At 74.8% G+C, this 8137-nt stretch carries 5 protein-coding genes; 2 read left to right on the top strand and 3 right to left on the bottom strand.

Features of this window, described 5'->3' with window-relative positions:
* Window positions 1-51 precede the first annotated feature (51 nt).
* From ACLQ2N_RS35715 to ACLQ2N_RS35725, 3 genes are all read right to left on the bottom strand, one after another.
* Complete coding sequence (locus tag ACLQ2N_RS35715; RefSeq protein ID WP_425819921.1) at window positions 52-3681, bottom strand: hydantoinase B/oxoprolinase family protein; 3630 nt, start codon at window positions 3679-3681, stop codon at window positions 52-54.
* A gap of 101 nt (window positions 3682-3782) precedes the next feature.
* Entirely contained in the window at window positions 3783-5204 is a 1422-nt protein-coding gene (locus ACLQ2N_RS35720) for a HEAT repeat domain-containing protein (RefSeq protein ID WP_425819923.1), read from the bottom strand.
* 235 nt (window positions 5205-5439) lie between these two features.
* The gene (locus ACLQ2N_RS35725; RefSeq protein WP_330311228.1) at window positions 5440-5832 is read right to left on the bottom strand and encodes an ankyrin repeat domain-containing protein; all 393 of its coding nucleotides are present in this window, start codon (window positions 5830-5832) and stop codon (window positions 5440-5442) included.
* 245 nt (window positions 5833-6077) lie between these two features.
* Between ACLQ2N_RS35725 and ACLQ2N_RS35730 the strand changes: the two genes are divergently transcribed.
* Together ACLQ2N_RS35730 and ACLQ2N_RS35735 are read left to right on the top strand one after the other, a co-directional pair.
* The gene (locus tag ACLQ2N_RS35730; protein ID WP_018103962.1) at window positions 6078-6272 is read left to right on the top strand and encodes a hypothetical protein; all 195 of its coding nucleotides are present in this window, start codon (window positions 6078-6080) and stop codon (window positions 6270-6272) included.
* A gap of 37 nt (window positions 6273-6309) precedes the next feature.
* Window positions 6310-7899: an ATP-binding protein gene (locus ACLQ2N_RS35735; RefSeq protein ID WP_425819926.1), complete on the top strand. Its 1590-nt coding sequence runs from the start codon at window positions 6310-6312 to the stop codon at window positions 7897-7899.
* Window positions 7900-8137 lie beyond the last annotated feature (238 nt).

Raw genomic sequence — 8137 nt, forward strand, 5'->3', positions numbered from 1 at the left:
CGCACCGACAACGGTCGAAACGGCGCAGAAGGGCCGCTCCCGGCGGACCGGTCAGGCCCCCGCGCTCTCCCCGCCCGGCTCCCCGTAGCCCCCGCCCCCGGGCGTACGCAGCACCAGCACGTCGCCCGGGCCGGCGTCCGCGCTGTCGCAGGCGGCCAGCTCGGTGCGGCCGCCGCCGGCGCGTTCGATGTGCTGGCTGCCGAGGGCGCCCGGCCGGCCGCCCGCCATGCCGTACGGGGGCACGCGGCGGTGTCCGGTGAGCAGGGCCAGGGTGACCGGTTCGAGGAAGCGGATGCGGCGCTCCACCCCGCGGCCGCCCCGGTGGCGGCCCGCTCCCCCGCTGCCCTCGCGGACCCGGAAGCCCTCCAGCAGGACGGGGTAGCGCCATTCCAGGATCTCGGGGTCGGTGAGGCGGGAGTTGGTCATGTGGGTCTGCACGGCGTCGGTGCCGTCGAAGTCCTCGCCCGCGCCGGAGCCGCTGGCGACGGTCTCGTAGTACTGCACGCGGTCGTTGCCGAAGGTGAGGTTGTTCATGGTGCCGGAGCCCTCTGCCTGGACGCCGAGGGCCGCGTACAGCGCGCCGGTCACCGCCTGCGAGGTCTCGACGTTGCCGGCGACCGTGGCGGCGGGCGGGACGGGGGCCAGCATGCAGCCCTCGGGGATCCGGATCTCCAGCGGTTTCAGGCAGCCGCTGTTGAGCGGGATGTCGTCGGCGACCAGGGTACGGAAGACGTACAGCACGGCGGCCATGACCACGGATTTCGGGGCGTTGAAGTTGCCCGGCTGCTGCGGGGACGTGCCGGTGAAGTCGATGACGGCGCCGCGGGCCTCGCGGTCGACGGTGACGGTCACCTCGATCACGGCGCCGTTGTCCGTCTCGTACCGGTAGTGGCCGTCGCCGAGCCCGGCGACGATGCGGCGTACCGACTCCTCGGCGTTGTCCTGCACATGGCCCATGTAGGCGTCCACGACCTCGGTGCCGAACTGCTCGGTCATGGCGCGCAGTTCGGCGATCCCCTTCTCGTTGGCGGCGATCTGGGCGCGCAGGTCGGCGAGGTTGGTGCCGGGGTCGCGGGAGGGGTACGGGGCGGTGGCGAGGTGGTCGCGGGTGGCGTCCTCGCGGAAGACGCCGTCCCGGACCAGGAGCCAGTTGTCGAAGAGGACGCCCTCCTCGTCCACAGTGCGGCTGAAGGCGGGCATGGAGCCGGGGGTGATGCCGCCGATCTCGGCGTGGTGGCCGCGCGAGGCCACCAGGAAGCGCAGCACCGGCCCGTCGCCGGCCGTGTCGAACACGGGCGTCACGACGGTGACGTCGGGCAGGTGGGTGCCGCCGTGGTACGGGTCGTTGATGGCGTAGACGTCGCCGGGGCGCATGGTGCCGGCGTTGCGGCGGAGGACTTCCTTGATCGATTCGCCCATGGAGCCGAGGTGGACGGGGATGTGGGGCGCGTTGGCGATCAGGTTGCCGTCGGCGTCGAACAGGGCGCAGGAGAAGTCGAGGCGCTCCTTGATGTTGACGGAGCGGGCGGTGTTCTCGAGGGTCACGCCCATCTGCTCGGCGATGGACATGAAGAGATTGCTGAAGACCTCCAGCATCACCGGGTCGACCCGGGTGCCGACGGCCTGGCGGGCGGGGCGTGGGCGGGCGCGGGTGAGGACGAGGTGTCCGGAGGCGGCGAGTTCGGCCTGCCAGCCGGGGTCCACGACGGTGGTGGCGTCGGCCTCCGCGACGACGGCGGGGCCGGTGACGACGTCGGTGGCCCTGAGGTCGTCCCGGCGGTGGAGCGGCGCCTCCTGCCAGTGCCCCTCCGCGAACATCCGGGCGGTGTCGTACGGGCGGGGGGTGGTGGGGGCGCCCTCGTCGCGGGTGGCCGGCCCGGTCTCGGCGTGGCCGCCGGCGGTCCCGGTGGCCTCGACGGAGACGGTCTCCACGACGAGCCGCCGGTCGGCCGTGAAGCCGTAGCGGGCGCGGTGCTCGCGGGTGAAGGCGTCGGTCATGGCGGCGGCCGTGTCCAGGGCGACGGGCAGGCTCGCGTCGGTGCCCTCGTAGCGCAGCAGGACCCGGGCGCGGGTGGTGACGGCGTCGGCGGGCACGCCGTCGGCGCGCAGGTCGTCGCTCGTACGGGCGGCGAGCTCGTCGCACAGCTGCCGCACCCGGGTCTCGGAGTCCGCGTCCAGGGCGGCTTCGAAGGACTGCTCCCGCATGGCGGTGGCGTCGGCGAGCCCGATGCCGTACGCGGACAGCACTCCGGCCAGTGGCGGGACGAGGACGGTGTCGATGCCGAGGGCGTCGGCGACGGCGCAGACGGCCTGGCCGCCGGCGCCGCCGAAGCCGGTGAGGGCGTAGCGGGTGATGTCGTGGCCGCGCTGCACGGAGATCTTCTTGACGGCGCCGGCCATGGAGAGGACCGCGATCTCCAGGAAGCCGGCCGCGGTCTCGGCCGCCGTCCGCTTGGTGCCGGTGGCCCGGGCGACCTCCTCGGCCAGGTCCTCGAAGCGCTCGCGCACGATGTCCGCGTCGAGGGGCTGGTCGCCGTCCGGCCCGAAGACGGCGGGGAAGTGGGCGGGGCGGATGCGGCCCAGCATGACCTGGGCGTCGGTGACGGTCAGCGGTCCGCCCCGGCGGTAGCAGGCGGGGCCGGGGACCGCGCCGGCGGAGTCGGGGCCGACCCGGTAGCGCCGGCCGTCGAAGTGGAGGACGGAGCCGCCGCCGGCCGCGACGGTGTGGATGTTCATCATGGGGACGCGCATCCGGGCGCCGGCGACCTCGGTGCCCAGTTCGCGTTCGAACTCGCCCGCGCAGTGCGAGACGTCGGTGGAGGTGCCGCCCATGTCGAAGCCGATGACCCGGTCGTGGCCGGCCCGGGCGGAGGTGCGGACCATGCCGACGACCCCGCCGGCCGGCCCGGAGAGCACGGCGTCCTTGCCGCGGAAGTGGGCGGCCTCGCGCAGGCCGCCGTTGGACTGCATGAACATGAGCCGGATGCCGGGCAGTTCTGCGGCGACCGAGTCGACGTACCGGCGCAGGATCGGCGAGAGGTAGGCGTCCACGACGGTGGTGTCGCCGCGCGGGACGAGCTTGATCAGCGGGCTGACCTCGTGGGAGCAGCTGATCTGGGTGAAGCCGGCGGCCTCGGCCTCGGCGGCGACCGCCTGTTCGTGGGCGGGATACCGGTAGCCGTGCATCAGGACGACGGCCGCGCTGCTCAGCCCGTCGGCGCGGGCTTCGCGCAGCCGGGCGGCGACGGCCTCGCGGTCGAGCGGGGTGACGGTGCGGCCGTGGGCGTCGATGCGCTCGGGGACCTCGACGACCCGGTCGTACACGGCTTCCGGGAGCAGGATGCGGCGGTCGAAGAGGCGGGGGCGGTTCTGGTACGCGATGCGCAGGGCGTCCCGGAAGCCTTCGGTGATGACCAGGACGGTCGGTTCGCCGCGCCGTTCCAGCAGGGCGTTGGTGGCGACGGTGGTGCCCATCTTGACGGCGGCGACGCGGTCGGCGGGGACCGGCTCATCGGATCGGAGTCCGAGCATCAGCCGGATGCCGGCGACGGCGGCGTCGCGGTAGCGGTCCGGGTCGTGCGAGAGGAGTTTGCGGGTGACGAGCCGGCCGTCGGGGCGCCTCCCCACCACGTCGGTGAAGGTGCCGCCACGGTCGATCCAGAACTCCCAGCGCCCGGTCATGCCCCCATATTGGCCCGCCGTCCGGTGATCGCGGAACAGGGCGGGAGCGGCGCGCCCCCGACGCGCTGCACTCCTGGGGTGTTACGGGGTGTTTCCGCCGGTCAGACCGCCGGGGCGTCCGGGCCGATCCTGCTGCGTACCGCCGACTGGACCTCGGCCTCCTCGGCGGGGTCGGCGGCCAGGCGGCGCAGCCGCTCGGCGACGCGCAGGTCACCGGTCTCGGCGTGGAGCGCGGCGACCTCGCGGGTCGTCTCCTCGCAGTCCCACAGGCACTCGACGGCGAACCCGGTGGCGAAGGACGGGTCGGTGGCGGCGAGAGCCCGGGCGGTCCTGCCGCGCAGCTGGGAGGAGGACGTCTCGCGGTAGATGTGGCGCAGTACGGGAGCGGCGCAGGCGATGCCCAGCCGGCCGGCGCCGTCGACGAGGGCCCACAGCCGGGGCGCGTCCGGTCCGTCGCCGCGTACGGCGTCACGCAGCGCGCCGAGCACCGCGGGGGCGTCCTGCGGGCCGCCGCGTCCGGCCAGCACGCCGGCGGCCGACGCTCCGAGCGCGTCGGGCCTGCGGGCCCAGCGGCGGGCGCGCTCCACGGCGTCCTCGCCGCACATGCGCTCGAAGGCGGCGACGGCGGCGTCGGCGACGGTGCCCCGGGGTTCGGCGGCCGCGGTCTCGATCAGGTCGAGCACGACGGGGTCGCGGACCTCGGCGGCCAGATAGTGGAGGGCGGCGCAGCGGGCGGCGTCGGGTCCGCTGCGGGCGGCCTCGACGATCTCGGCCCGGTTCTCGGGGCCCGCGACGGCGGCGAGGCAGCGGGCGGCGGGCACGTGGAGGACGCTGCCGCGCTCCAGTCCCTGCCGGGCCCAGTCGAAGACCGCCTGGACGCTCCAGCCGGGCCGGGGGCCGCCGGGGCGCATCTGGCGCTGCCAGCGGTCGAAGGACCCCTGCTCGGAGGCGGCCCGGACGCGGGCGCCGACCGTTTCGCGCGGGTCGTCGGCCCACAGGCGCCAGGGGCGGGGCTCGTAGGCGTCCCGCACGGTCGCGGCCAGCTCGGCGCGGCCCTCGGCGTCGTCGGGGAAACGGGCGAGCACGGGCTCGGCGAGGGAGCGGAGCCCGGCGTCGTCGTCGCGCAGGGCCAGCTCGTCCAGCGCCCAGGCCCAGTTGGAGCCGGTCGCGGCGTAGCGCCGCAGCAGGGCGAGGGCGTCGCCGCGCCCGTAGGAGGCGAGGTGGCCGAGGACGGACAGGGCGAGGCCGGTCCGCGAGTCCTCGGTGTCGAGGTGGTCCTCGGGGCCGGTCAGGTGCCGCTCGATCTCCTCGACACCGCCGCCCAGGTCGAGGTAGAGGCGCGCGTAGTACAGGGAGCGGTTCTCCACCTGCCAGTCGTGGCGGGGGTCGTTCAGGACGCAGTGGTGGAGCGCGGCCAGGGCCTCCGGGCGCGGTGCGGCGAGCGCATGGAGCGTGCCGTCGCCGCGGCCTCTCTGGAGCAGGCCGAGCAGGGTGCCGCTCGGCGCTATGAACGGATCGAACATGGGGAAAGCCTCACATCAAGCTGTCGACACAACCGGGACTGTGCAGTTCCACGTGCTCCGGGACGAGCACTGGGGGCGAGCCCTAGGCCGCGCAGCAACACGATTCGCCGACCGCCGTCTTCTGCCTGGTGTAGAGCATCTTCCTCTGCCTCTCGTCGGTTGGCCCGGAACGGGCCCGCGACGTCATGATGACCCAGCCATTTCGCCACCGCGACCACATTTACGGCGTACCCGTTCAGCGGGCTCCGAAGAGTTCCAGCAGGTCGTCCTTGCCGAACATGCGTGCGGTGTCGACCGCGGAGGGCGTTCCGGCGGCCGGATCGGCACCCGCGTCGAGGAGGGCGCGGATCACCGCTTCCTCACCCTTGAAGACCGCTCCGGCCAGAGGGGTCTGGCCCCGGTCGTTGGCCCGGCCAGGGTCGGCGCCGCGGGCGGCGAGGGCGGTGACCGCGGGGGCGTGCCCGTGGTAGGCGGCGAGCATCAGCAGCGAGTCGCCCCGGTCGTTCGTGAGGTTGGCGGGCACCCCGGCGTCCACGTAGGCGGCGAGGGCGTCGGCGTCGCCGGCCCGCGCCAGGTCGAACACCTTGGAGGCCAGCTCCACGACCTCGGGATCGGGGACGTCGCTCATCGGGGTTCCGCCTTCCTTGACCGTTCGCGGGCCGCCGCCGGCGGCCGGGACGAGCACGGCGGGGGCCGTGCGAGTGAACCGACAGGGTACTGCCCGTGCGGGTACATGATCAGGCCCGGGCTTCACCTCCGCCGATCGGGTGGATAATCACCCTTTTCACCCGATTGCGTCTTTTATCCTACGGATACTTGGGGTGAGCCTGGAAGGACTCATGGTGACCGTCCCCTCCAACCAGGAGAACACTCATGATCCTTTCCATGTCCGGCGTCGTCATCCTCGGCATCATCGTCTTCCTGTTCTTCAGGAAGGACGGCCTCAAGGCGTCGCACGCCCTCGTCACCGCCCTGTTCGGCTTCTACCTGGCCGGGACCGCCATCGCACCGAGCATCACCGCGGGCGGAGCGAGCCTGGCCGGACTCCTGGGCGGGATCAAGTTCTGACCCTCCGCCTCCGCACCGACCCCTTCAGGAGACAGACGTGGCCAGGCGACCACTCCCCCGCATTCTGAGCAGCGGCAGCGCTTCGATCACTCGCAGTCGAGAGTTCGCGCGCACGGCCGCCGACAGCGCCACCGATGTGCTCCATCCGCTGATCACGCTCACGCGCGGTCTGCGGCTGCTGGCCGGCGCGGGACGGCAGAAGTGGGCCGCGACGCCCAAGGACCGGCGTGGACCCACGCTGTTCCTCGTCGCGGCCTGCGTACTCGTGGTCGCGCTCATCCCGTACGGGCCGCTGCTGGCCCTCGTCACGGTGATGGGCGCAGCCGCATGGAAGGGACGCGACCGCACCCCCGCCAGAACCGGCCCCGACGAGGCGGAGACCGCGCGGCTGCGATCCCTGTACGAAGCGCTCGTGCCGTACTTCTCGACGGCCGACGACCCCAGCCCGCTGTTCGGCCACGGCGGCGACTGGGAGCAGGTCTTCAGCGGTTACGCGTTCGACGGCGACGGCCGCGTCTCGCGCCTCCAGGTCGCCTATCCCGCGTACTTCACCGACAGCGAACCCGAGTCCCGGGCCCGGATCGAACAGCTGCTGCACGCCAAGTCGGGCCGTGGCCGGGAGTACCGGTTCCGCTGGGACGAGGAGGGCAACCGGCTCGTGATGAGCGTCCTCGACGCCCTGCCGACCTCGCTCACCGCCCAGCGCTTCGTCACCGCCCCCGGCGAGACCGTCCTCGGCTTCACGGACGAGGACGCCGTGCAGCGCACCCTCCCGGTGAGCGACAGCGCCGGCACCCGGGACGCGCCCGGTGTCGTCTGGCGCACCGGCCCCCGCTCCACCGAACCGCACCTGCTCGTCGCCGGGCAGCCCGGCAGCGGCACCACCACCCTGCTGCGGTCCATCGCCCTCCAGGCGCTCCAGCAGGGCGACATCCTCATCGTGGAGGGCAGCGGCACCGGCGAGTACGCCTGCTTCACCGGGCGCGAGGGCGTCCTGGCCGTCGAGTGCGGGCCCGCCGGCGCGCTCTCCACCCTGGAGTGGGCGGCCAACGAGACGGAGCGCCGGCTGATCGAGGCGAACCGTGCCCGGCAGGCCGGCGACCCGGTCCCCGAGGACCTGACGCGGCCGCTGTGGATCCTGCTGGACCGGCCGAGCGCGCTCGCCCGGCCGGCCGGGGACGGGGCGCCCGACGCGCAGGAACTGCTCCAGATCCCGCTGCGGCACGGCCGGGCCGCCAACGTCGTCGTGGTCCTGGCCGAGGCGCTCGACCACCTCGACGGCCTCGGTGAGACGGTCCGCACGCACACCAGGGCCCGGGTGGTGCTCGGCGACTGCACGGCCGGGCAGGTGGAGTCGGTGCTCGGCACCGGACCGCACACCACCCCGCCGCCGGACGCCCCGGCCGGCCGCGGCTACGCCCGGTTCGGCGCCGGACCGGTCCTGCGCATCCAGGTCCCGGCCACGCCCGACCCGTACGACGACGCCACCAGCGAGGCCCAGCGCGCGGCGGTGCTGAGCCTGCTGCCGGAGCGGCGCACGGCGGTGGAGGCGGGGGCGCCGGACCCGGCGCCGGTGGAGGCGGTGGCGGCGCCGGCCGGGCTTGAGGCCGTGGCCGTCGGCGACTGAACGCGGGTGAACGGGGGAGTGGGGGGGGGCGGGCGCCCCGGGCCCCCCCCCCCGCCCCCCCCCCACCGGCGCCGGGGGCCCCCCACCCCCCCCCCCCCCCCCCCCCCCCCCCCCGGCCCCCCCCCCCCCCCCCCCCCCCCCCCCCCCCCCCCCCCCCCGCGCCCCCCCCCCCCCCCCCCCCCCCCCCCCCCCCCCCCCCCCCCGCCCCCCCCCCCCCCCCCCCCCCCCCCCCCCCCCC

This window comes from Streptomyces sp. DT224, assembly GCF_049844595.1.
Taxonomy (GTDB): Bacteria; Actinomycetota; Actinomycetes; order Streptomycetales; family Streptomycetaceae; genus Streptomyces.